Annotated in this window: 21 protein-coding genes and 1 tRNA gene; 14 read left to right on the forward strand and 8 right to left on the reverse strand. The window is 60.4% G+C overall.

Going from position 1 to position 23,667, the window contains the following annotated elements:
* Nucleotides 1–159: 159 nt before the first annotated feature.
* The 3 genes from Uis1B_RS09495 to Uis1B_RS09505 all read right to left on the reverse strand — a co-directional run bounded on the left by Uis1B_RS09495 (nucleotide 160) and on the right by Uis1B_RS09505 (nucleotide 2,875).
* Complete coding sequence (locus Uis1B_RS09495) at nucleotides 160–1,185, reverse strand: threonine aldolase family protein (RefSeq protein WP_101617756.1); 1,026 nt, start codon at nucleotides 1,183–1,185, stop codon at nucleotides 160–162.
* A 219-nt stretch (nucleotides 1,186–1,404) separates the two neighbouring features.
* On the reverse strand, nucleotides 1,405–1,923 hold the full coding sequence (bcp, locus tag Uis1B_RS09500; protein WP_165782836.1) for a thioredoxin-dependent thiol peroxidase: 519 nt from the start codon (nucleotides 1,921–1,923) through the stop codon (nucleotides 1,405–1,407).
* 37 nt (nucleotides 1,924–1,960) lie between these two features.
* Complete coding sequence (locus Uis1B_RS09505; RefSeq protein WP_101617758.1) at nucleotides 1,961–2,875, reverse strand: hypothetical protein; 915 nt, start codon at nucleotides 2,873–2,875, stop codon at nucleotides 1,961–1,963.
* 207 nt (nucleotides 2,876–3,082) lie between these two features.
* Between Uis1B_RS09505 and Uis1B_RS09510 the strand changes: the two genes are divergently transcribed.
* The 3 genes from Uis1B_RS09510 (at nucleotide 3,083) to Uis1B_RS09520 (ending at nucleotide 6,361) form a co-directional block, all read left to right on the forward strand.
* Entirely contained in the window at nucleotides 3,083–3,940 is an 858-nt protein-coding gene (locus tag Uis1B_RS09510; protein ID WP_101617760.1) for an SDR family NAD(P)-dependent oxidoreductase, read from the forward strand.
* 161 nt (nucleotides 3,941–4,101) lie between these two features.
* Nucleotides 4,102–5,289: a pyridoxal phosphate-dependent aminotransferase gene (locus Uis1B_RS09515; RefSeq protein WP_243390332.1), complete on the forward strand. Its 1,188-nt coding sequence runs from the start codon at nucleotides 4,102–4,104 to the stop codon at nucleotides 5,287–5,289.
* Between the two features lie 88 nt (nucleotides 5,290–5,377).
* The gene (locus Uis1B_RS09520; protein WP_243390333.1) at nucleotides 5,378–6,361 is read left to right on the forward strand and encodes a D-2-hydroxyacid dehydrogenase; all 984 of its coding nucleotides are present in this window, start codon (nucleotides 5,378–5,380) and stop codon (nucleotides 6,359–6,361) included.
* 77 nt (nucleotides 6,362–6,438) lie between these two features.
* On the opposite strand, the gene Uis1B_RS09525 is transcribed toward Uis1B_RS09520, so the two are convergent.
* The 4 genes from Uis1B_RS09525 to Uis1B_RS09540 form a co-directional block, all read right to left on the reverse strand.
* Nucleotides 6,439–7,119: a methionine ABC transporter permease gene (locus tag Uis1B_RS09525; protein WP_101617762.1), complete on the reverse strand. Its 681-nt coding sequence runs from the start codon at nucleotides 7,117–7,119 to the stop codon at nucleotides 6,439–6,441.
* 1 nt (nucleotide 7,120) lies between these two features.
* The gene (locus Uis1B_RS09530) at nucleotides 7,121–7,933 is read right to left on the reverse strand and encodes a methionine ABC transporter ATP-binding protein (RefSeq protein WP_101617764.1); all 813 of its coding nucleotides are present in this window, start codon (nucleotides 7,931–7,933) and stop codon (nucleotides 7,121–7,123) included.
* 154 nt (nucleotides 7,934–8,087) lie between these two features.
* A complete protein-coding gene (locus Uis1B_RS09535; RefSeq protein ID WP_207763413.1) occupies nucleotides 8,088–8,933 on the reverse strand; it encodes a MetQ/NlpA family ABC transporter substrate-binding protein in 846 nt (281 codons plus the stop codon).
* Between the two features lie 271 nt (nucleotides 8,934–9,204).
* On the reverse strand, nucleotides 9,205–9,741 hold the full coding sequence (locus Uis1B_RS09540) for a peptidylprolyl isomerase (RefSeq protein ID WP_101617766.1): 537 nt from the start codon (nucleotides 9,739–9,741) through the stop codon (nucleotides 9,205–9,207).
* Nucleotides 9,742–9,863: 122 nt separating this feature from the next.
* Between Uis1B_RS09540 and Uis1B_RS09545 the strand changes: the two genes are divergently transcribed.
* The 10 genes from Uis1B_RS09545 (at nucleotide 9,864) to clpX (ending at nucleotide 21,989) form a co-directional block, all read left to right on the forward strand.
* Complete coding sequence (locus Uis1B_RS09545; protein WP_101617768.1) at nucleotides 9,864–11,573, forward strand: NAD+ synthase; 1,710 nt, start codon at nucleotides 9,864–9,866, stop codon at nucleotides 11,571–11,573.
* 101 nt (nucleotides 11,574–11,674) lie between these two features.
* Entirely contained in the window at nucleotides 11,675–11,851 is a 177-nt protein-coding gene (locus Uis1B_RS12065; RefSeq protein ID WP_165782837.1) for a hypothetical protein, read from the forward strand.
* A gap of 292 nt (nucleotides 11,852–12,143) precedes the next feature.
* A complete protein-coding gene (gene pflB, locus Uis1B_RS09550) occupies nucleotides 12,144–14,519 on the forward strand; it encodes a formate C-acetyltransferase (RefSeq protein WP_101617771.1) in 2,376 nt (791 codons plus the stop codon).
* A 91-nt stretch (nucleotides 14,520–14,610) separates the two neighbouring features.
* The gene (gene pflA, locus Uis1B_RS09555) at nucleotides 14,611–15,492 is read left to right on the forward strand and encodes a pyruvate formate-lyase-activating protein (protein WP_101617773.1); all 882 of its coding nucleotides are present in this window, start codon (nucleotides 14,611–14,613) and stop codon (nucleotides 15,490–15,492) included.
* 180 nt (nucleotides 15,493–15,672) lie between these two features.
* A complete protein-coding gene (locus tag Uis1B_RS09560) occupies nucleotides 15,673–16,305 on the forward strand; it encodes a DUF3000 family protein (protein WP_101617775.1) in 633 nt (210 codons plus the stop codon).
* Nucleotides 16,274–17,584, forward strand: a complete 1,311-nt coding sequence (locus Uis1B_RS09565) for an HRDC domain-containing protein (RefSeq protein WP_101617777.1) — start codon at nucleotides 16,274–16,276, stop codon at nucleotides 17,582–17,584. The genes Uis1B_RS09560 and Uis1B_RS09565 overlap by 32 nt, the downstream gene beginning before the upstream one ends.
* Nucleotides 17,585–17,634: 50 nt before the next feature.
* Nucleotides 17,635–19,020 carry a trigger factor gene (gene tig / locus Uis1B_RS09570; protein ID WP_101617778.1) on the forward strand — a complete coding sequence of 462 codons (1,386 nt, stop codon included), beginning with the start codon at nucleotides 17,635–17,637 and terminating at the stop codon, nucleotides 19,018–19,020.
* A 216-nt stretch (nucleotides 19,021–19,236) separates the two neighbouring features.
* Nucleotides 19,237–19,827: an ATP-dependent Clp protease proteolytic subunit gene (locus tag Uis1B_RS09575; RefSeq protein ID WP_165776696.1), complete on the forward strand. Its 591-nt coding sequence runs from the start codon at nucleotides 19,237–19,239 to the stop codon at nucleotides 19,825–19,827.
* Nucleotide 19,828: 1 nt separating this feature from the next.
* A complete protein-coding gene (locus tag Uis1B_RS09580; RefSeq protein WP_101617780.1) occupies nucleotides 19,829–20,482 on the forward strand; it encodes an ATP-dependent Clp protease proteolytic subunit in 654 nt (217 codons plus the stop codon).
* Between the two features lie 205 nt (nucleotides 20,483–20,687).
* A complete protein-coding gene (gene clpX, locus Uis1B_RS09585; protein ID WP_101617782.1) occupies nucleotides 20,688–21,989 on the forward strand; it encodes an ATP-dependent Clp protease ATP-binding subunit ClpX in 1,302 nt (433 codons plus the stop codon).
* A gap of 81 nt (nucleotides 21,990–22,070) precedes the next feature.
* Here the strand turns inward: clpX and Uis1B_RS09590 are convergent, their stop codons facing one another.
* Nucleotides 22,071–22,586: a M23 family metallopeptidase gene (locus Uis1B_RS09590; RefSeq protein ID WP_165782838.1), complete on the reverse strand. Its 516-nt coding sequence runs from the start codon at nucleotides 22,584–22,586 to the stop codon at nucleotides 22,071–22,073.
* A gap of 427 nt (nucleotides 22,587–23,013) precedes the next feature.
* Between Uis1B_RS09590 and Uis1B_RS09595 the strand changes: the two genes are divergently transcribed.
* Nucleotides 23,014–23,089 (forward strand) — tRNA-Asn (locus Uis1B_RS09595).
* Nucleotides 23,090–23,667: the final 578 nt, after the last annotated feature.

Raw genomic sequence — 23,667 nt, forward strand, 5'->3', positions numbered from 1 at the left:
CGCGTAGGATTCGCGACGGGCTTGCTCGGGACCCTTTTCGAGCAGAAAGCGGGGGATTCCTCTTCATTCGGAGGGATCCCCCGCTTTCGTCGTTCCGTGGCTGCTTTCGGACGGTTTCCGAGCCGTCGGCCCGATCCCCACGTCCGATCGGATCTCCGATCAGATCAATGCCAGCAGCGCATCGACGTCCTCGGCCTTCGTGGCCCAGCTTGTGGCAAACCGTATCGTGGTGCGGCCATCGTCGGTCCTCTCCCAGAAGCTCAGCGTCGCATGCTCGCGCAACCGCGCCAGCGTATCGTCGTCCACGGTCAGGAACTGCTGATTGGTTGGGGAGTCGAACGGCAGATCATAGCCCTTGGTGAGGAATCCCTCCCTGATGCGCATGGCCTGCTCGTCCGCATGACGTGCGATATGCGTGTACAGGTCGTCGGTGAACAGCGTGCGGAACTGCAATCCCAATAGCCAGCCCTTGGCCAGCAGAGCGCCGTTGAGCTTCATCTGCGTGAAGAACGCGGGAATCATGCCCGGACGCGCGATCACCACCGCTTCGCCGAACAGCGCACCCACCTTGGTGCCCCCGATGTAGAACACGTCGCAGGTTTCTGCCACGGTTTTCAGCGTCACGTCCGTGCCGTCGGCCGCGACCCCATAGCCAAGACGCGCCCCATCGAGATACAGCGGTATGCCGAAGTCACGGCAGACGTGGGAGATCCTTTTCAGCTCGTCGGCGGAGTACAGCGTACCGAATTCCGTGGGATGCGAGATATACACCATGCCGGGATGCACCATGTGGTCATGGTTTTCGTCCCGTCGGAAATCGTCAAGAAACCGTTCGAGCTCCTCGGCGTCGATTTTGCCCTGATGCTGTGGCAAAGGCATCACCTTGTGTCCGGAATCCTCGATAGCGCCGGCTTCATGCACGTTGATATGCGCGGATTGCGCGGCCACGATGCCTTCATACGGTCTCAGCGAGGCGGCGATGACCGTGCGGTTGGTCTGCGTACCGCCCTGCAGAAACCATACTTCGGCCTGCGGGCACCCGCATGCCTCCCGTATGCGTTCACGGGCTTCGTCGCATACCTCATCGAGCCCGTACCCGACGTGCTGATGTCCGGCGTCCGCCAGCAACGCCTCCAGAACGAGCGGATGCGCGCCTTCCATGTAATCGCTGTCGAAATGCAGCATCGATATCTTCCTTCCCCCTTGCCGATTCTTGGCGAATCGACGACTATTCGATAGATATGCAGTGTATTTCGCATAGGCGAAAAATTGAAACGCATGCCACATATAGGGATTCCAGATATAGGGATTTCGGATATTCGGGGACCGTTGGGCTATTGTCGGGGAGAGAGGACGAACCGGCGTGTCGGATTATCGGCGATTGATCGCCACGCCTCCGAGGAGTCAATCCATCTTCGCCAGTTGCCTGAGCAGCGAATCCACATGGCCCGTGGCCCGGACGTTGTATCGTGCCAATTCGATCGTGCCGCTCTCATCGATCACGAATGTGGAACGGATCACGCCGAGTCTCACCTTGCCGTACAGTTTCTTCTCCCCGTAGGCGCCGTACTGCCGGTGCACGGTCAGATCGGGATCGCTCAGCAGCGGGAAGGTGAGTCCGTCTCGTTCGCGGAACCGGGCGAGTCTGTCGAGCGAATCCTTCGACACGCCGACCACCGTGTACCCGGCCGCCGTCAGCCGGTCGAGCCGGTCTCGGAAGTCGCAGGCCTCCTTGGTGCAGCCGGGGGTCATCGCGGCGGGGTAGAAGTATAGGATCACGCGTCCGCCGCGCAGGGAGGAGAGGGTCAGTTCCCCTCCCTGATCGTCGGGAAGGGTGAAATCGGGGGCTGTCATGCCCGCTTCCAGTCGTGTCGTGGTTCCGTTCTGTCCGTTGGTTTCCCTGGTATCGCTCATGCCGACCATGATAGTAGTGGGCGGTCATACGACGAACCGGAGAAGATCACACGACGAACCGGATATAGGTGCGATCGTCGAAGAACCCCGAACCGTTCGGGAAGCCCTTGGTCGATTCGAATTCACGGATCAGACGGGGATCTCGATCACGGAGTTGGGACAATGCTCGCTCGGATTCCTCCAATGACCGCTTCAGGATGGGATATCCGTCACTGGCCAGTATGATCTCATCGCTGGAATTCACCGGGATAACGGGGACGGGCCATTCACGGTCGGTGTATCCATCGAAGACGAAGTAACCGAATGCGTCATCACGTCGATTCGCGAACCGGGATTGCAGTCGCAGCAGCGGCGATATAGCTTCGCGACCGATGTCCCGTTCATCGTCGGCGGGAAAGGCCGCGATGCCGCGCTCGGCGGCCGATCCGCCGTTCAATCCGCCGTTCAATCCCGATCCCAATTCCTCGGAGATCATCCTTCGACCGTCGGCATCCGCCATATCGTATAGCCTGCAGACCATCGACCGCACCGCAGCCAGCACAACGTCCACACGCTTCGTCGTCGGTACGATCGTGCCGTTGACCATCGCCTGACAATCACCAAACAGCCAGATCTCACGCCTCGCCGCGCTGAACACCACGGCGTTCGCCGCCAGCCGCTCCTCCGGATGCACGTCGAAGAAATCCCGCGGATGATCGGGAACGTCGTCATACCGGCCACGCAGCGAGGAATCCAGAAGCCGCTGCATGGTATGCACATCCATATCGGGATGTTCGACATCGGCCACCGCCAGCGTTTCCAACAACGACTCCCGGGCAATCACCCCGGGCGAAGGATTCCACCGAACCAGCCGGCACTTCGACGTCACCCCATCGACCACTGCGACGAAGGCATCGCCGACGAACAGGCCATCCTCATTGAGCGACGAATCCCCATGCTTGCCGTACGTCGCGGACTCCACGATCCTCACGCCGGCAAGTCTAGTCGCCCGGCGCCGCAACACGGCACTGGCCGGGTTCAAGGACGGCGTAGCAGTCCGGGAACCCGCGCGGGCAGGTCTTCGCCCAGCGCCGATCGGACGAACCGCTCCCTGATTCGCCGCCGCACGCTGATAGACTCGGCACTAGCCGGCGTCCCGGCCGGCGATACATCGTAAAGGAGCGATGACATGACAGACGTGGAAGCGATCTTCGATGAGCGATACCCACTCGACAAGTGGAAGAACCCGGACTATTCGATCATGGACCGGTTCTCCCTACGAGGCAAGAAAGGATTCGTCACCGGCGCCGCAGGAGGACTCGGCCGCAACGCCGCGGCGGCTCTCGCACAGGCCGGCGCCGACGTGGCATTGGTCGACCTGCCTTCGACCATGGATCACCTGAAGGAACTCTCCGCACGGATGAGCGAACGATTCGGCGTGAACGTCACGGCACTGCCCTGCGACGTGACCGACGTGGATCAGGTCGCCGAACTCAAGAGGAGCCTCGTGAATGAACTGGGCACCGTGGACTTCGCGTTCCTCAACGCCGGCGTCAACATACCCGGCGACGATCAGGACGCCACCGAAGAGGTATGGACCAAAACCATCGAAATCAACCTCAACGGAGCCTACCGCACCGGACGCATCGCGCACGAGATCATGCGCGAACACGGCCACGGCGGCTCCCTCGTGTTCACCTCGTCCCTCTCCGGCCACAACGCCAACTACATGATGGGCGGCCCCACCCCGGTCAACGCCTACGGCGCCACCAAGGCCGGCATCATGGAGCATTCACGGTACCTCGCCGCCGCGCTCGCGAAATACGGCATCCGTTCCAACACCATTTCGCCCGGCTACATCTGGTCCGGCATCTTCAACGGACGCATCAGCATGGAGGCCCATGACGCCATGCTGGAGGTCGTGCCGGCGCAACGGTTCGGCACCAACGACGAGATCGCCAGTGCCGTGCTGTTCCTCGCTTCCGATGCCTCGTCGTACGTCACCGGCACGGATCTGCGAGTGGATGGCGGATACTGCATCTACTGACGTGGCATGCGGCGGAGCCTTCGACGGGTTCGGCGGAATGCGGCTAAGATGCTGCAAGGACGACGCGTAGGGGAGCGGATCGTATATCTCATTCGGGATCATGCGATTCGTTCTCATCTGCGCCGAATGGAACACCTCGGTCATAGCACAAGGAACCTTTTATGAATCAGCAATCGCCGAAGATGTCGGTTCGTGCAGCGCAGTCGGAACCCTTTCGGGCCATGGCCTTCGGCGCCAAAGCGGATGAATTGGCGGCGCAAGGGCATGACGTGATCAAACTGGGGCTGGGGGAGCCGGATTTCGGCGCGCCCGAAGCCGTGAGACGTGCCATGGCGGAGCTGATGGACGGGCGTCCTCTGCCTTATACCGCCACGTTCGGTATTCCTCGCCTTCGGGAGGCGATCAGCGGCTTCTACCGTGACCGGCATGATGTCGTCGTCGATCCGTCGCGCATCTGCATCACCTGCGGAGGATCCGAAGGGCTGTTGCTGGCTACGGCACTGACGGTCGATCCGGGTAGTCACGTCATCGTGGCGGATCCCTCCTACCCCTGCAACCGTGAGTTGGTGAGGACGTTCGGCGGCATACCGGTGAGCGTGCCTACCAGCGCCCGAACGAAATACCATCTTGATCCTGATGGCGTGCAGAGGTCCTGGACGCCGACCACTGCGGTGGTGATGATCACTTCGCCGTCGAATCCAACGGGTACGTGCATGCCGTTCGACACGCTCGATGCCATCTGCGCCTACGCACGCGAACAGGGGGCGTGGCGCATCGTGGATGAGACCTATCTCGATCTGGCGGATGCGGATGAACGAGGCGAACGCATCCGTTCGGTGCTGTCGTGCGATCCGGACGCCATTACCGTCAACAGCTTTTCCAAATACTTCGGCATGACCGGTTGGAGGCTTGGCTGGATGGTGTTGCCGGAATCACTGCTGCAGGCTGCGGACAATCTGGCCATGAACTATCTTCTGTGCGCGCCCACGCCCGTCCAGTATGCAGCGCTGGCGTGCTTCACGCCCGAATCCTACGCGGAATGCGACGCACGGCGGGAGGAGTTCCTGGCCAGACGTCGACTGGTCGTCGAGGGACTCGCCGCCATCGGACTGCCGCTTGAGGTGCAGCCGACCGGCGCCTTCTATGCGTATTTCGACGTCGGCTCCACCGGATTGGACGCATGGACGTTTTGCGAGCGTCTGCTGAACGAGTATTATGTGGCCCTGACTCCCGGAAGAGACTTCGCCGTGGCTACGGCCGACACGCATGTGAGACTGTCCTATGCGGCGTCCCGAGAGGCGCTGCGGGAGGGGCTGCGACGTACGGGGGAGTTCATCGCGCATCTGTAGCGACGTTTCGTCGTCCACGATGCGGTGTGTCCGGGAGCGAAGTTTGTTGACTGGTTGTTTGGTTTCCTATGCCGAAAGGAGTGGTCGTATGACCGAGATGCAGCTGGGCGAGCGCTTGATCGTCAATTGCCTGCCTCTTACCGAGGCGGAACGCCAGAGCTTTCTGGAAGCTTCGGGCGATGTACGGCAGATTTTCCTTGCCGATCCGTCGCGTCGTGGAACCATGCTGTGGCAGGCGGATGTTCCGCATGACATCCGGGGTCACGCCACCGCGGTGATCGGCAACATCGAAGTCGATACGCTGCCTGATTTCATCAATCTCGAATGGTTGCAGACGTGGAGCGCTGGTGTCGACCGGTATCTCAACTCGGGGGCTTTCCCTCCCGATGCCGTGCTTACCAGTGCTTCCGGCGCCTATGGGCAGACCGTGGCCGAGCATATGTTCGCCATGCTGTGGGCGCTGATGAAGAATCTGCCCGGCTATCGCGATCAGCAGCGTGCCCACGAGTGGAATGATCTCGGTCGTGCCGCCACGTTGGACGGCGCCACGGTGGTGATTCTCGGTACCGGCGATCTGGGTTCGCATTTCGCTCATCTGGTCAAGGGCTGCGGTGCGCATACCCTCGGCGTAAGGCGTGATCCCAGCAAGTCGGCCGACGGCATCGATGCGATGTATGGCTTCGATGCGCTGGATGTGCTGCTCACCAAGGCCGATGTGGTGGCATGCTTCCTGCCGTCCTCCGCCGATACCCATCATCTCATCGACCTGCATCGTCTGGAGTTGCTGCGCGATGGCGCGATTCTGCTCAATGGCGGACGTGGCGACGTGCTTGATGAGCGGTCCCTGCCCTCCCAGCTGCACCGTCTGCGCGGCGTGGGGCTGGATGTCACGGAGGCCGAGCCGTTGCCGGATGACAGTCCTCTGTGGAACGAGCCCAACTGTCTGATCACCCCTCATGTTGCAGGTGGTTACCATCTGGAGGCGACGGAGCGTCGGATCATCGACATCGCACGCGAGAACGTACGCCGATATGCGGCGGGGGAGCCCCTGCGCAACGTGATGAGGCACTGAGCCCGATAGACAGTCGTCGTAATGAATGATGGCCCACCGGCATACGCCCGGTGGGCCATCATTCATTACGGTATCGGTCACCGGGAATGGTGATCGATCCTGCGGGCCACCACATTGCCGATGCTCTGGAAGATCTGCACCAGAATCACGCACAGGACAACCGAAACCACCATCACGTCATACTGATATCGCTGGTATCCGTAACGGATCGCTATATCACCGAGACCGCCGGCACCCACGGTACCGGCCATCGCGGAATATCCGAACAGATTGATGAAGGTGATCGCCGCACCGCGAATCAACGACGGAAGGCTTTCGAACAGCAGCACCTTGGTCACGATCTGCCACAGGCCGGCGCCGAAGCTCTGAGAGGCCTCGATGAGTCCGCCGTCCACCTCGGCCAGACTCTGCTCCACCATGCGCGCCACGAACGGTGCGGCGGAAACCACCAGCGGCACGATAGCCCCCTGCACGCCCAACGATGTGCCCGTGATGAGGCGGGTGAGGGGGATCAACGCGACCAGCAGGATGATGAACGGGATGGAACGGCCGATATTGACTATCCACCCGAGCACCGTGTGAAGCGCGCGGTGCGGCCACAGTGCCTGAGGGGCGCTGATGGTGAGCAGCACGCCGATCGGCACGCCGATCACATAGGCGATCAGCGTGGAGACCGTGGTCATGACGAGCGTGTCCCATGTGCCCTGAATAAGCAGTTCGCCGTATTCGGCGATGAACTCCTGAATCACCGTGGTCATCTCACTTCACCTCCGTTGCTGCGGTGTGGGATCCGCCTTCGTCGCCGGGAACTCCTGTCCCTCCGCGATGGTTCTGTGCATCGGCACTGGCGATCAGGGTCTTGAGGATGTCGCTCTTCGGATTGCGGAACAGCGCTTCCGTCTCGCCGACCTCCACGATGTGCCCTCCATCGATCATGGCGATTCGGTCGCAGATGTTCCGGGCCACGGCAAGGGAATGGGTGATGACCACCATGGTCACGTTCATTTCCCGATTGATCCGCCGCAGCAGGTCGAGGATCTGCACGGTGGTGGTGGAATCGAGCGCGCTGGTGGCTTCGTCGCACAGCATGATGGAAGGATTGTTCGCCAATGCGCGGGCGATCGCCACACGCTGCTGCTGGCCGCCGGAAAGCTGACTGGGGTAGCGGTCGGCGTAATCGCTCAGACCTACGAGATCGAGCAGGCGTTCGGCGCGGGTTCGGCGTTCGTCGGCCGAAACGTGGTGCAGCTCCAGCGGGAATGTGACGTTGCGGAGCACCGTACGCTGCGCGAACAGATTGAAGTCCTGGAAGATCATGCCGATGGATGACCGCAGCCGGGCGAGTTCGGCGCCCGTCGCGTTCGTCACGTCGTTGCCGTCGATGATCACGCTGCCCTTCGTGGGGCGCTCCAGCAGGTTGATGCAGCGTACCAGTGTGGATTTTCCGGCGCCCGATGAGCCGAGGATGCCGAAGACCTCGCCGTCGGCGATGTCGAGGTTGACGTCGTGAAGCACTTCGTGGGCATCCCGACCCTCGCCGTAGCTTTTATGAAGATGTTCGAATTTGATCATTGCTATCCATTTGGTCGAAACTGTTCGGATGTCGTCCGGCCGAAGAGGCCGGGCAGGACCATCAAAAGGCAGTGCGCCCGATCTTGACGAGTCGGGCACACTGCCTTGGAATCCATATGCTTGTTCGGATCGCGGACGATGCCGGTCCTCCCGATCAGAAGACCGGAACGACTGCACCCTTGTAGGTCTTGTTGATGTAATCGCGAACCTCGCTGGAGTTCAGGGCTTTCTTGAGCTCCTTGGTCTTGTCGGTGTTCTCGTTGCCTTCCTTCACCACAAGGATGTTCGCGTACGTCTTCGCGGCGAGGCCGTCGGCCTTCTCGATGGCAAGTGCGTCCTTTGCGGGATCGAACTTGGCCTGAATGGCGTAGTTACCGTTCAGGGCGGCGATGTCGACGTCCTGCAGCACGGTGGGCACCACAGCGGCCTCAAGCTCCTTGAACTTCAGGTTCTTCGGATTCTCGGTGATGTCCTTCGGCGTGGATGCGATGTTCGTGGGGTCCTTGAGCTTGATCAGTCCGGCGTCCTCGAGCAGCAGCAGTGCGCGGGCCTCGTTGGTGGCATCGTTCGGCACGGCCACCGTGGCGCCGTCCGGCAGAGCGTCAAGGGTCTTCGTCTTTCCCGGGTACAGGCCGAACGGTTCGAAATGCACGGCCTCAACCGAAACGAGATGAGTGCCCTTCTCCTTGTTGAAGTCATCCAGATACGGCTTGTGCTGGAAGTAGTTGGCGTCCACGTCCCCCTCTTCCGTGGCGGTGTTCGGCTGGACGTAGTCGGTGAACTCCTTCACCTCCAGCTTGTAGCCGTCCTTCTCCACCAGAGGCTTGACGGCGTTGTTGAGAATCTCCGCGTGCGGAGTGGGGCTTGCCGCGATGGTGATGGTCTTGTCGCCGCCGTTCGATGACGACGAATTCGCAGCGCTGCCGCAGCCGCTCAGAGCAAGCGCCGCGACCGTGGTGATGGCGAGCGCTGCGCCGACGATGGACTTCCTGTTGATCATGATGCTCCCTCCCTCATGGCATCCATGTTGACGGGCCCAACTATATGGGATTTGGAGCGTGGACACGGCTGTTTCATAATCGGAATAATTTATAGGTCGTGAAAGACCCCGACGATGGGCCATGAGTGGAAAAGGGAGGATGAACCACGGACGGTCGGGCGGCGACGTCCTTGCCGCTTCCTCGCCCGACCGCTTACCGCCGTGCTTCTGCCGTAGGTCCGGCATCGAGATAATCGAGAGATCGGTGACGATGCCGAAACCATTCCGGCGACTACTGGATCTCGATCGTTTCGATGATCACCGGGTCGAGCGGGCGATCGCCGGCGTCGGTGGGTACGGCGTCCAGCCTGTCCACCACGGCCTTGGATTCATCGTCGGCGACCTCGCCGAAGATGGTGTGGTGACCGTCCAGCCATGGCGTGGGGACGGTGGTGATGAAGAACTGGGATCCGTTGGTTCCGTGGATCTGGCCGTCACGGCCGCGACGCAGGCCGGCATTGGCCATGGCCAGCAGATAGGGCCTGTCGAACGTCAGCGAGGGGTCGATCTCGTCGTCGAACATGTAGCCGGGGCCGCCGGTACCGGTGCCGAGCGGGCAGCCGCCCTGGATCATGAAGTCCTTGATGATGCGGTGGAAGGTCAGTCCGTTGTAGAACTTCTCGGTACGGGTCTCCCCGGTGAGCTCGTCGTACCACTCCTTCTTGCCGGTGGCGAGACCGACGAAGTTCTCCACGGTTTGGGGAGCCTGCTTGTCGAACAGGTCGATGCGGATGTCACCTTCTGAGGTATGCATGATTACTGTAGTCATGGGTAAAAGTGTCGCATGCCTCCGCGACCATGCCCAAACGGGTGGCGGGGATGCGGACGCTGACGGGGTAATTCGATTCGAGCGGCTAGGATGAACGTGAAGCAATCGGCAGAGGAGTGTATATGACCGACGAACGAAGCAGCGGACGGATCAGGTTCGGATTGGCCCAGATCGATACCTGCGTGGGCGATCTGGACGGCAACGCCGACAAGGTGCTACGGTATGCCCGCCGGGCGGCGCAGGGGAATGCCGATGTGGTGGTGTTCCCCGAGATGACGTTGACGGGATATCCGATCGAGGATCTGGCCTTTCGCGCCACGTTCCGCAGGGCCGCATGGGACAAGGCCGACGAGCTCGCGTCAAGGCTGAACGACGAGGGGTTGGGAGACCTGTATATCGTCGTGGGCACCGTGGGCACCGACCGTGAGGCCTCGCTGCCGCAGAACAGGCTCGTGGTGCTGCATCAGGGTGTGGTCTGGGCAGGTTACGACAAGCATTTCCTGCCCAACTACGGGGTGTTCGACGAGTTCCGCATTTTCAGTCCCGGTTCCGATACGCTGGTCTTCGAGGTGAATGGGCGGCGCATCGGCGTGGCGATCTGCGAGGATATCTGGCAGGACGGAGGTCCTGTGGCGGCGCTGGCCGAGCAGGGCATCGACGTGCTGCTCACCATCAACGGCTCTCCGTACGAGGAGGGCAAGGGCCATGTGCGCGTGGATCTCGGGCAGCGGCGGGCCCATGAGGTCGACGCCCCGCTGATCTATCTCAACCAGGTGGGAGGCCAGGATGATCTGGTCTTCGACGGCGGCAGCTTCGTCATCGACCGTGACGGCACCATTCTGGAGCGCTCTCCGCAGTTCGTGGAGGACCTGAGCTTCTGGACTCTGGCCGAGAAGGGACATGACGGGCTTGTCTCCACGATCGCCGAGGTGCTCGACCCCGATCAGGAGGTGTACACCGCCTGCGTGCTGGGGCTGCGCGACTATATGGCGAAGAACGGGTTCAAGGGTGTGGTGCTCGGCCTTTCCGGCGGCATCGATTCGGCGCTGGTCGCCGCCATGGCGGCCGACGCCTGCGGAGGGGAGAACGTGTGGGGCATCTCCATGCCGAGCCGGTATTCCTCCGACGGTTCGAAGGACGATGCAGCCGATCTGGCTGAAAACATCGGTGCGCATTATGAAATCCAGCCGATCGAACCGCTGTTCGAGGCGTATCAGCGGCAGCTGTCGCTCACCGGCGTGGCTCAGGAGAATCTTCAGGCGCGCATCCGCGGCGTCATCGTGATGGCCTATTCGAACGCCCATGGTCTGCTTGCGCTGGCCACCGGCAACAAAAGCGAGCTGGCCTGCGGGTATTCCACGATCTACGGGGATGCCGTCGGCGGATACGCTCCGATCAAGGATCTGCTCAAGACCCGTGTATGGCAGCTCGCCAGGTGGCGGAACCGCGCGGCGAAGGAGGGAATCGGCATCGGAGGCGTTCAGGTGGCGGGCATCGATCCCGCCTGTCGCGGCGTTCAGGCCAAGGAGATCATTCCCGTCAATTCCATCGTCAAGCCGCCGAGCGCCGAACTGAGGCCTGGACAGAAGGATTCCGACTCGCTGCCGGAATACGATCTGCTCGACAGGGTGCTTGCCGCCTATATCGAACATGCGCATGGCAGGGCCGATCTGCTTGCGGACGGCTTCGACGAGCATACCGTGGATACGGTGATGCGTCTGGTGGATCGCGCCGAATGGAAGCGGCGTCAGTATCCGCTCGGTCCGAAGGTCACGTCTCTGGCGTTCGGACGCGACCGCCGGCTGCCGATCACCAGCCGGTTCCGCGAATAGCGCGAATAGCGCGAATACGGGAATGCGGATCCACGATGATCCACCCCCCTCCCCGAAGGGAACGATGACGTCGTGGTGGCTCAATGACGAAAGGAGCAGCAATGAACGATAAGAAATGGTATTTCAACACCCGTACCGAGCAGGCCGAACTCGGACCCCAGTCACCGATCGGTGAGCGTATGGGGCCGTACGACAGCGAGGAGGATGCGCTCAACGCATGGAAGATCGCGGAGGAGCGCAACCGCAAGTGGGAGGAGCAGGATCGCGGCTGGAGGTGATACGGACCTCTGAGCGAGCCCAGAGGTCGTGACCGATCCCGCATCCGCATCGGGGTCTGCGCGACGTCGTCCGCAGACCCCGTTTCCAACGGACGATCGGCGATGCTAAGGCTTTGTGATCCAGCTCACGGGGTCAATGTGAGCTGGGCCATAAAAGCCATTGAGAGCGTGCTCAAAATGTGAGGAACGTCACGCGAAAAACGGCATGAAACCGCCATTCGCTCGGTAATATTATTGGTGACAGCGGAGCGAAGACGCAGCCGCTGCGGTTCCTCTAACAAGGAGATTGAATATGACAGCAGTAGATGCCGCTAAGGTTTCTGCCGAAGATCTTCAGGCCAAGGCCTGGGCTGGCTTCAACGGCGGTAACTGGCAGAACGAGATCGATGTTCGCGACTTCATCCAGAAGAACTTCACCCCCTACGAGGGCGACGAGTCCTTCCTGGCCAACGCCACCGAGAACACCAAGTACCTGTGGAAGTACCTGGACGATAACTACCTTGCCGTCGAGCGCAAGCAGCGCGTCTACGACGTGGACACCCACACCCCGGCCGGCATCGATGCCTTCCCGGCTGGCTACATCGACTCCCCGGAACGCGACAACGTGATCGTCGGTCTGCAGACCGATGTCCCCTGCAAGCGCGCCATGATGCCGAACGGCGGCTGGCGTATGGTCGAGCAGGCCATCAAGGAAGCCGGCAAGGAGCCTGATCCGGAGATCAAGAAGATCTTCACCAAGTACCGCAAGACCCACAACGATGGCGTGTTCGGCGTGTACACCAAGCAGATCAAGATCGCCCGCCACAACAAGATCCTCACCGGTCTGCCGGACGCCTACGGCCGTGGCCGCATCATCGGCGACTACCGTCGTGTCGCCCTGTACGGTGTGAACTTCCTGATCGAGCAGAAGAAGAAGGATAAGGACTCCATTCCTTACCGCAACGACTTCACCGAGACCGAGATCGAGCACTGGATCCGCTTCCGCGAGGAGCACGACGAGCAGATCAAGGCCCTCAAGCAGCTCATCAACCTCGGCAACGAGTACGGTCTGGACCTGACCCGTCCGGCCCAGAACGCTCAGGAAGCCGTGCAGTGGACCTACATGGGCTACCTCGCCTCCGTCAAGAGCCAGGACGGCGCCGCCATGTCCTTCGGCCGTAACTCCGCCTTCTTCGACTGCTTCATCCAGCGCGATCTGGAGAACGGTGTGATCGACGAGACCCGCGCTCAGGAGATCATCGACAACATCGTCATGAAGCTGCGCATCGTCCGCTTCCTGCGTACCAAGGACTACGACAACATCTTCTCCGGTGACCCCTACTGGGCCACCTGGTCGGACGCCGGCTTCGCCGACGACGGTCGTGCCATGGTCACCAAGACCTCCTTCCGTCTGCTCAACACCCTGACCCTTGAGCACCTCGGACCTGGCCCCGAGCCGAACATCACCATCTTCTGGGATCCGAAGCTGCCTGAAGGCTACAAGCGCTTCTGCGCCAAGATCTCCATCGACACCTCCGCCATCCAGTACGAGTCCGACAAGGAAATCCGTGCTCACTGGGGCGACGACGCCGCCATCGCCTGCTGCGTCTCCCCGATGCGTGTCGGCAAGCAGATGCAGTTCTTCGCCGCTCGTGTGAACTCCGCCAAGGCCCTGCTGTACGCCATCAACGGCGGCCGCGACGAGATGACCGGCATGCAGGTCATCGACAAGGGCGTCATCGATCCGATCGCTCCCGAGGCCGACGGCACTCTGGACTACGCCAAGGTCAAGGCCAACTACGAGAAGGCTCTGGAATGGCTGTCCGAGACCTACGTGCAGGCTCTGAACATCATCCACTACATGCACGATAAGTACGCCTACGAGTCCATCGAGATGGCTCTGCACGACAAGGAAGTGTACCGTACCCTTGGTTGCGGTATGTCCGGTCTGTCGATCGCCGCTGACTCCCTGGCTGCCATCAAGTACGCCAAGGTCTACCCGATCTACAACAAGGACGCCAAGAACCTTGAGGGCCACGAGTACGAGTACGTCGATGGTGCCGATGACGATCTGGTGGTCGGCTACCGTACCGAGGGCGAGTTCCCGATCTACGGCAACGACGACGACCGCGCCGACGACATCGCCAAGTGGGTTGTGTCCACCGTGATGGGCCAGGTCAAGCGCCTGCCCGTCTACCGTGGCGCCGTTCCGACCCAGTCCATCCTGACCATCACCTCCAACGTGGAGTACGGCAAGAACACCGGTTCCTTCCCGTCGGGCCACAAGAAGGGCACCCCGTACGCTCCTGGTGCAAACCCGGAGAACGGCATGGACTCCCACGGCATGCTGCCGTCCATGTTCTCGGTCGGCAAGATCGACTACAACGACGCTCTGGACGGCATCTCGCTGACCAACACCATCACCCCTGATGGCCTTGGCCGCGACGAGGAGGAGCGCATCGGCAACCTGGTCGGCATCCTGGATGCCGGCAACGGCCACGGCCTCTACCACGCGAACATCAACGTTCTGCGCAAGGAGACCATGGAGGATGCCGTCGAGCACCCGGACAAGTACCCGCACCTCACCGTGCGTGTCTCCGGCTACGCGGTGAACTTCGTGAAGCTCACCAAGGAGCAGCAGCTCGACGTGATCTCCCGTACCTTCCACCAGGGAGCCGTCACCGACTGATCCTAAATCAGCCGCAACCGTGTAAACGGTGATATGTTGGGGGCGGGGCAGCGATTGTCCCGCCCCTGTTTTTTCGGAAAAGAGGACGCCGATGTCTTACACCACGCAGTTCAGAACGACTACGCCGCATATGCTGAAAACGAACAAGGAGTATGCCAGCCAGACGCTGATGGGCGGGCTCTCCGGGTTCGAATCACCAATCGGACTTGATCGACGCGATCGTCTGCACGCACTGAAGTCCGGTGATATCGGCTTCGTCCACTCCTGGGACATCAACACTTCCGTCGACGGTCCGGGAACGCGCATGACCGTCTTCATGAGCGGTTGCCCGCTACGCTGCCAGTACTGCCAGAATCCTGATACCTGGAAGATGCGTGACGGCAAGCCCGTATACTTCGATGCCATGGTCAAGAAGATCGACCGTTACAAGGAACTGTTCAAGGCCACAGGTGGCGGCATCACCTTCTCCGGCGGCGAATCCATGATGCAGCCGGCCTTCGTTTCCCGGGTGTTCCGCGCCACCAAGGAGATGGGTGTGCACACCTGTCTCGATACCTCGGGATTTCTGGGGGCCAACTATACCGACGAACAGCTCGACGACATCGACCTGTGCCTGCTCGACGTCAAATCGGGCGACGAGGAGACATACAAGAAGGTGACCGGCGGCATCCTGCAGCCCACCATCGACTTCGGTCAGAGACTTGCCAGGCATGGTGTGAAGATCTGGGTGCGATTCGTGCTGGTGCCGGGCCTGACCGATTCCGAGAAAAACGTCGAGGAGGTCGCGAACATCTGCGAGACGTTCGGCGACGCCGTGGAGCACATCGATGTGCTGGGCTTCCATCAGCTCGGACGCCCGAAGTGGCACGAAATGCGCATTCCGTATCCGCTCGAGGATGCCAAGGGGCCGTCCGCCAAACTGCGCGAACGGGTGTGCAACCAGTTCAAGGACCACGGTTTCGTCGTCTACTGATGGTCGTCCCCGTGGCTGCTCCGCAGGAGCGGCATAGCTGGATTCATCATGCGAACGTCGCGTCTCCGAATCGTCCGGGACGCGACGTTCGCATATCCGCTCACCGTTGTTTTCGCAACCCGCCCATAGGAAAATCCGCGAAATCCGTGCAAACGGGGCCAAACCGTTTAGCCTGTAAGTATGGCAGCAGAAATCTATACGTTTCCGGCCACGATGTCGATGAAGACGGCCGGCTCGACGGATGAGCGGTCCGAAGCACGGACGGACGGCGTACCGAAGGCGGTTGACGAGGCCGTTCGATCGGTGCGGCGGATGACTCTGCGTGATGATCTTGAATATCGGGAGATCCCGGTTCCCGCTTCGTTGGCGGATTACGGCATCGGTGTGGAAATGACGACCGGGGAGCATGTGGACGCAGCCGTGTCCGGATGGATCATGGTGCTCTACGCACGACAGGCCCGTCCCGAGTGGGCGTCTCATTGGCGTTGCGTGGCGTTTGCGTCATGGGCGTTGGGCCCGGAAAATCACAACAGTCTGACCCCGTCACTGTACTGGGCGGATGTCGAGCGTCTGTTGGCCGGGCGTCGGCTGGGCTCTCTGATCGGTACGGTCAGCGTCAATCACAATACGAGGTTTCCTTCGGCTCCGGATGATGGACGGATTTCGGCTTCGGTGGGCTGCGAGGCGCGCGCCTCGTGGACACCGGCGAGCGAAACCGGTATCTTGGACGCAGGAAGACAGATAGACATGTGGGCGCGGTTTCTGAGCTCCCTCATGGACAATGAAGAAGGGACAGACTCTTTCCGTGACTGAAGTCAACGAACCCCATCTGCTCAAGGAACCTGCGGCCGGTGTGCCGGACGTGATCGACACCCGCGAGGAGTTCGACGACATGGTGGACCGGTTCGCCGACGCCGAAGGGCCTCTGGCCGCCGACGCGGAACGTGCATCCGGGTTCAGATACGGGCACGAGGATTGGCTGATCCAGTTCAAGCGTGAAGGTGCGGGCATCGCCTTGGTGGATCCGATCGCCCTTGCCGATCAGGGAGTCGACTGGTCGTCGTTCAACGATGCCATAGGCGACGATGATTGGATCATCCATGATTCACTGCAGGATCTGCCCGGATTCTTCGCGATCGGATTGCAGCCACGGTCGCTGTTCGACACCGAAGTGGCGGCCCGACTGCTGGGAAACACTCGTTTCGGCCTGGCTTCGGTCACCGCTCACTATCTTGGTCTTGTGCTGGCCAAGGAACATTCCGCGGCCGATTGGTCGTATCGTCCGTTGCCAAGGGACTGGCGCAACTATGCCGCCCTTGACGTCGAAGTGCTGATCGAATTGCGCGTCCGACTGCTTTCCGAACTCAGGTCGCAGGGCAAACAGGGGTGGGCGGCCGAGGAGTTCGCATATCTGCTCGATCAGGGAAGCCGTGAGCATCCCGCACACCCCGAACCGTGGCGGCGCGTGTCGCATATCACGGCGCTGAACAACGATCTGAGGGGGCTGGCCGTCGTCCGCAGTCTATGGACGGCCAGGGACGAATGCGCCCGGCGGCTCGACATCGCTCCGAGCCTGCTGCTTTCCGATGCGGCGATCATCGAGGCGGCACAGCGCAAGCCGCGCAACATCCGCATGTTCCGATCCATCCGATCGCTTAACGAGCGCGTGCGGATGCACACCGGCAGCGAGCAGGACAAGATGTTCGAACGCTACGCGCCCATCCAACGAAGCGTCAGGCCGACGGTATGGAGGGACGCGATCATCGAAGCGCTGACGCTGCCTTCGTCCCAGTTGCCGAAGACCGCGCCTCAGTCCGCGGGGGAGAACGCGAACGCACCCCGTTCGATGAAGTACTGGAAGGAGCACCATCCCGACCGGTACTCCAGACTGCAGAACGCGAGGCGCGTCATCGCGCAGATCGGCGAGGACACGCATACGCCGATCGAGATGATCGTCAAGCCGAAGACTCTACGCAACCTATGCTGGCAGGACCCTCTTCCCGACGACATCGCCGGGTATCTTACCGGGCAGGGAGCACGGGACTGGCAGATTTCGCTGGTCGCCGAGTCTCTGGGTAGGGTTATGATATAGCGGTTGCCTTGAATGGCCTAACCAAAGTTTTCAACGAATTGGAGCGCAGAGTGAAAATCAGCGTGAGGAATCTGGAACCCACCAAGGTTCGTCTGACCGTTACCGTCAATCCCGATGAGCTCGACCCGTATCTTGATGCGGCTCGCAAGGAGATCGCCAAGCAGGTGAACATCCCGGGATTCCGCAAGGGTCACGTGCCCGGTCCGATCATCGACCGTCGCATCGGCTTCGGCGCCGTCGCCGGAGAGGCCGTGAACAACGCTGTACCCGAGCTGTACTCCAAGGCCTGCGAGGAGAAGGAAATTCGCCCGATGGCCCAGCCCGAGTTCGACGTCAAGGAGCTGCCGGCCTCCGCCAAGGATGAGACCAAGCTCAAGTTCACCGCCGAGGTCGAGGTTCGTCCGAAGTTCGACCTGCCCGAGCTTGACGGTCTGAAGATCGAAGTGTCCAAGCCCGCCGTCTCCGACGACGATGTGAACGCTCGTCTCGAGAACCTGCGTCAGCGCTTCGGCACTCTTGTGGGCGTTGATCGTCCAGCAGCCAAGGGCGACTTCGCCAGCATCGATCTGGTCGCCGAAATCGACGGCGAGTCCGTTGACTCCCAGGAGGGTGTGAGCTACGAGATCGGTTCCGGCACCATGCTTGACGGCATCGACGAGGCTCTGGAAGGCCTGTCCGCAGGTGAGGAGACCACCTTCGAATCCACTCTGCAGGGTGGCGAGCACGAGGGCGAGAAGGCCCAGGTCAAGGTGAAGGTCAACTCCGTGAAGGCCGAGGAACTGCCGGAGCTGAACGACGACTTCGCTTCCGAGGCCTCCGAATTCGATACCCTCGACGAGCTCAAGGCCGATGTTCGCAAGCAGTGCGAACGCGATGCCGAGGGACGTCAGGCCACCGACGCCCGCGATGCCTTCATCGCCAAGCTTCAGGATTCCGTCGAGATTCCGCTGCCGAAGGGCATCCTCAAGGAGCTGACCGACGAGCGACTCAAGCAGCTGACCCCGGATCCGGAGAAGGCCACCGACGAGCAGCGGAAGGAAGCCGCCGAAGCCGCCGAGAAGGAACTGCGCGATCAGATCACCCTCGACGCGCTTGCCGAGAAGCTGGACGTCAAGGTCGCCCAGAATGATGTGATGAACTTCCTCGCCTCCATTGCGCAGCAGTACGGTATGGAGCCGAACCGTTTCATCCAGTCCATCATTCAGGGTGGTCAGCTTGGTTCCGCCGTACAGGAAGTGGGCCGTTCCAAGGGTCTGCTGGCCGGCATGCGCGCCGTTTCCTTCGTGGATCCGGAGGGCAACGAGATCGATCTGAGCCAGTTCCTTGGCGAGGATGAGGCCGAAGCCGAGGCTCAGGAGAGCGTCGAGGCGGCTTCCGCCGCCGCGGCCGTCGCCGATCAGATCTCCGAGGAGAAGGCCGAAGCCACTGAAGAGTGAATCGTAGGATGGCGACCGACGTATCAGGTCGTCATGCCGAAGGCTCCCGCCTCCTTACAGGGCGGGAGCCTTTTTCGTATTGCCGAGCATGGCTGTGATCATATTCACTTTTGAGCGCAAATCGTCGGTCGGAGTTCATCGACGCTGTAATCTCGGTAATTGAGTCACATTATTGAAGGAGACAAGGTGAGCAACTATCTTCAGTCCTCGCCCATGATGGACGGCGGCGACATGCCCGCCGGGCCGGCTGATCCGATTTTCAACCGGCTGCTCAAGGAGCGCATCATCTGGATGGGCGAAGAGGTCAAGGACGACATGGCCAACCGCATCTGCGCACAGATGCTGATGCTGGCGGCGGAGGATCCCAAGAAGGACATCTGGCTGTACATCAATTCACCCGGTGGCTCAATCACCGCGGGCATGGCCATCTACGACACCATGCAGCTGATCGAGCCCGATGTGGCCACGATGGGTCTGGGCATGTGCGCATCCATGGGACAGTTCCTGCTGAGCTCCGGCACCAAGGGCAAGCGTTTCCTCACCTCCCATGCACGAGTGCTGATGCATCAGCCCTCCGGCGGCGTGGGCGGCACCACCACGGATGTGCGCATCAACGCCGAACTGATCATGGATATGAAGCGCACCATGGCCGAACTGACCGCCGAACAGACCGGGCACACGGTGGAGGAGATCTACCGTGACAACGAGTACGATCATTGGTTCACCGCACAGCAGGCTCTGGAGTACGGCTTCGTAGACAAGCTCGTCACCACTCCGAGCTCCATCACCACCGAGAAGGGGGAGTGATATGGCTTCCGAAGAAGCGCGTTACATCGCCCGTGCACAGCGTCTGGCCGGTTCGATGCCTCAGGCCCGATACATTCTGCCTCAGTTCGAGGAGAAGACCCCATATGGATTCAAGAGGCAGGATCCGTACACCAAACTGTTCGAGGATCGCATCATCTTCATGGGCGTTCAGGTGGACGATACCAGCGCCGATGACATCATGGCGCAGCTGCTGGTGTTGGAAAGCCAGGATCCGAACCGTGACGTGATGATCTACATCAATTCGCCCGGCGGCTCCATGACCGCCATGACCGCCATCTACGACACCATGCAGTACATCAAGCCCGACGTGCAGACCGTCTGCCTTGGACAGGCGGCATCCGCTGCCGCGATCCTGCTGGCCGCCGGCACCAAGGGCAAGCGACTGATGCTGCCGAATGCTCGCGTGCTGATCCATCAGCCTGCCATGGGCCAGGACTTCGGCAAGGCCACCGAAATCGAAATCCAGGCCAAGGAGATGCTGCGCATGCGTGAATGGCTGGAGAACACGCTGGCCAAGCACACTGGTCAGGATGTGGAGAAGATCCGCAAGGACATCGAAGTCGATACCTTCCTCACGGCACCGCAGGCCAAGGAATACGGCATCGTCGACGAGGTGATCGAGAACCGCGCCTGATTCGCTGATCCGCCGAAGGTCGGAGTCCTGGATTTCGAGGGCCCCGACCTTCCGTATATCTCACGGGATCGCCTTCATGACGGGGCGACCGGAAACCACGATTATGGATCGATGAAATCACGGTTGAGGCAAGGCCGCGGCGGTATCGTTGATAAACGGAAGGATCGGCGCACGGGCGCCGGAATGCGGATGAAGGAGCACCGTCATGAGTCGTGTGGTGAGCTATGGCGAAGATGTGCCTTGCTGCACGTTCTGCGGCAAAAGCGAACGTCAGGTGCGCAAGCTGGTCACGGGACCGGGGGCGTCGATCTGCGATGAATGCATCGAACTATGCGTCGACATCATATCCGAGGAGCGGCAGGAGACCGCCAAGGCGAATGCGTTGAAGCTTCCTTCGCCGAGCAGGATATTCTCATATCTCGATCGATATGTCATAGGTCAGAAGGACGCCAAGAAAACGTTGTCCGTGGCGGTGTACAACCATTACAAACGGGTGAATATGGAACTGGCGGAAAAGGGGCAGAGGCTTTCTTCGCGGCGTTCCGATCCGGCCGACCCTCTGGCGAACGTGGAGGTGTCCAAGTCCAATATCCTGCTGATGGGGCCCACCGGCGTGGGAAAAACCTATCTGGCACACACCTTGGCCCGTGTGATGAACGTTCCCTTCGTCATCACCGACGCCACCACGCTCACCGAGGCGGGATATGTGGGCGATGACGTGGAAACGGTGCTGCAGCGGCTGATTCAGGCCGCGGATGGTGATATCGATCGTGCCGGAAAAGGCATTATCTATATCGACGAAATCGACAAGATCGCCAGAAAATCAGGTGAGAACACGTCGATCACCCGTGACGTTTCCGGCGAAGGTGTTCAACAGGCCCTGCTGAAGATCATCGAAGGCACCATCGCATCCGTGCCGCTTGAAGGCAGCCGAAAGCACAAGGACCAGGAGATGGTGCAGATCGACACCAGAAACATCCTGTTCATCTGCGGAGGTGCGTTCGTCGGATTGGACGACATCGTAGAACGGCGGACGGCTCGACGTTCCAGCGGCTTTTCGGTATCGGGGGCGAAGACCGAGGAACCGAACCGAGCGGATCTGCTCCGGCACGTCACCGCCGACGATCTGGAACGTTTCGGTCTGCTTCCGGAGTTCATCGGCAGACTGCCGGTGATCAGCGTACTCGATGATCTGACCGAGACCGATCTCGCCGCCATTCTCACGGAACCGGCCAATGCCTTGATCAAGCAGTATCAGAAACTGTTCGAGGCCGACGGCGTCGGACTGACGTTCACGGACGACGCCGTGCGGTGCATCGCCTCCATGGCGATAAAGCAGGGGACAGGCGCCCGTGGATTGCGCTCCATCATTGAACGGATTCTGGAAGACACCATGTTCCGTCTGCCGGATATGGCTGACGTTGATGAGGTGATCGTCAACGCCGCAGCCGCCGAGGGCCTTGCCGAGCCTGATCTGGTCAGCAGTTCGAAGCGGCGACAAGCCTGAACGCCAGGTCGTTGATCTGAGATCCAAATTCAGATCGGCAGCGCGATGCTCCGGCAATGATCGTATTGGCTTGAGAACTGATCACATTGGCTTGAGAACGATGCGTTTCCGATGCACTTCATGGACGGGATCGACATAGGTGCCGTCCGTCCGTTTGGCACCCCAATGCACGCACGAACCGTCACAGTGATCCGAATGCCCCGAAACATGGGCGAATGACATTCCCCGAGATACCGATGCGCCGACCCCAAGACTCGTTCTGGCGGGCTCATAGGTGGTGGTCAAACCATGATGATGCCGAATACTGACCACATGCTTGCCTCCCACACCGCCCGCGAATGAAATCGCGCCCGGAGCGGGAGCGACCAGCTGCGTCCCCTCATCTGCGGCGATATCGACTCCTCGATGACCGGGCAGCCATGGCTTCGCGGGATTATCGAAGGTCTTGGTCAGCGGAGGATCGGCTCCGCCGGACCTCACCGGCCATATGAAGGATGCGCGGCATGATCCTGCGACGTCTGCAACCGCGGCCGGAGCGAGCCCTGATTCGGGGACAATCAGTCCCACCCATAAGCCAAGCACGCTCACCAGTGCCATGGTCGTCGCCACCGAAAGACGTCGTCGATACGAACGTTCGCCTTTACGCCTCATGCTATGGGCATACCGCCGCCTACGGTCTTTCGCGTATCCGTTTTTACGAGGATTCATCATGCCGTTCTCCTGTCCCGATTCTTTCGGCGCAGTTGCAGCACGATACTGTTCATGCGCCGTTCACGGTGATCGGGGGTCTGGCTGGGTTGCCGATCCGCCGGTCTTGGTGTCCATCCAATCTGGTTGTAGAGCGATCTGCCAACTCGACGATGAATTGTGGTCGAATGTTTGATTGCCTTGAAATTTCAAGGATTGGCGGGCATCTATGAAACGAACGGTATGAGAATCCGTATGCGACACGCCACGGTTGCGTTTATGGAATTTGCTTGCTAATATTTAATTTTTGTGAGCTGATGGATTCGGCCTACAGCATTCCTGCGTAGCTCAGTTGGCAGAGCATCCGACTGTTAATCGGACGGTCGCTGGTTCAAGCCCAGCCGCAGGAGCCACCAGGAACCGTGGTCGGGAGTCGCCCGCCACGGTTTTTTCGTTTTCGGGAACATCCATGCTGTTCAAGAGCGAATCATCAATGAGGTGCTCAATGCTCGTGCCGAGAAAGCGCGATGCATTGACAAGATCGATGATCGACCAGCCTGTTCTTCCGGTCATTTTTTGAGACATTGCGGACCGTTTAATACCTAATGCCTCAGCCAGAGCCGTCTGAGAGCGACCTTTTGCCGCCAGTGACACCTTTATGTTAAACGCAATGACGGCTGCCAGACGTTGCTCGGAATCCTTCGTCATTGGACTTGCTGTTGCCGCAGTCATGTTCGCTCCGTTTCCTTTCATACGCGATTTAGCATTCTTAAACGAAGTATATATCCAAAATTTGCGTTTAACAAATCCAATCGCTAATCTTCGTGATTAGGAAAAACGAATAAGGAGAGAATTTGTGAACAATCCGATAAAAATGTGGCTTTCAGCCAACCACATCAGCTATCGACAACTAGCCACGGCAATGGGTCAGTCACCGGCCTCGATCTCATTGAAGGTCAATGGCCAGGTCGGCTGGAATCGCAATGATCTG

It is taken from the genome of Bifidobacterium margollesii (assembly GCF_002860355.1).
Classification (GTDB): Bacteria; Actinomycetota; Actinomycetes; order Actinomycetales; family Bifidobacteriaceae; genus Galliscardovia; species Galliscardovia margollesii.